Source organism: Pseudomonas sp. 58 R 3, assembly GCF_900006605.1.
In the GTDB taxonomy this organism is placed as follows: domain Bacteria; phylum Pseudomonadota; class Gammaproteobacteria; order Pseudomonadales; family Pseudomonadaceae; genus Aquipseudomonas; species Aquipseudomonas salomonii.
This window is the reverse complement of record NZ_CVTT01000080.1, coordinates 112,544-113,553: the sequence shown is the minus strand read 5'-3', so window position 1 is coordinate 113,553 and position 1,010 is coordinate 112,544. Positions and strand designations below refer to the sequence as shown.

Sequence of the window (1,010 nt, the reverse complement as noted above, 5' to 3'; positions counted from 1 at the left end):
ATCCCCGATTTTTCTTACGAAAAATCAAGAAGTTGGAATTATTGAAGAAGCCTGCATGAGTCGGCAACTTGGTTTGCACCACACAAAAACAAGATCCCCGACCCATGCAAGCCATCCGATTTTTACACAGAGCGCTCGCTCAAGCACTGCCTTCAATCCATTCTCGTCGCCTGACAACACTGATGAGTTGTGTCAGTTCGTTACTGCAAGGCCGCCGCCTGACGCTGACAGCACTCGGACGTTTTATGCCAGGTCAGGCGTACCCCAAACATGCAATCAAGCGGGTCGATCGGTTGCTGGGCAATCAACACCTCAGAGCAGAGCGCCCGCTGTTCTACTGGGTGATCCTGCGGGCATTGCTGGGGTCGGTGAAGCACCCATTAATCTTGGTTGACTGGTCACGAATTGATGCTCCCGGTAATGCTTTTTTGTTGAGAGCCGCGATACCGCTGGCGGGGCGCTCATTTCCAATTTATGAAAGTGTTCATGAGCGCGAGGGTTGCCCCAAATATCAAAACCGCCTGCTCAAAACACTGGCTGAACTACTGCCCGATGGATGTGTTCCAGTGATGGTTACTGATGCAGGTTTCCGGCGACCATGGATGAAAGCAGTGGCTGCGCAGGGCTGGTACTACGTGGCTCGCATACGAAATCGTGAGCTATATCGTGGTGACGAAAATGAGTGGCTGCCCGTGAAAAACTTGTATGCGTTGGCCACCTCGTCACCCAAGTCGATTGGCCGGGTCGAGATGACACGTAGCGCTCCGCACTTGATCGATTTGTACTGCGTGCGACATTCAGCCAAGGGCCGCAAGCATCAACGAGTTACCGGCTCAATCGCCAAAAGTAAGCTCAGCCGGCAGTCAGCCAGGCGTGAACGGGAGCCTTGGTTGCTTGCCAGCAATCTGAAGCAAGACGAATGGAATCCAGCAAAGATCGTAGCGATTTATAAGCGCCGCATGCAGATCGAAGAAGGCTTTCGAGACGTAAAAAGTGAGCACCTGGGATTG

1 protein-coding gene is annotated in these 1,010 nt (G+C 52.7%); it reads left to right on the top strand.

All coding sequences use genetic code 11. The features are described from left to right. Positions 1-104 precede the first annotated feature (104 nt). Positions 105-1,010: IS4 family transposase (locus BFP92_RS30775; protein WP_139114121.1), on the top strand; the 906-nt coding region annotated here is incomplete at its 3' end.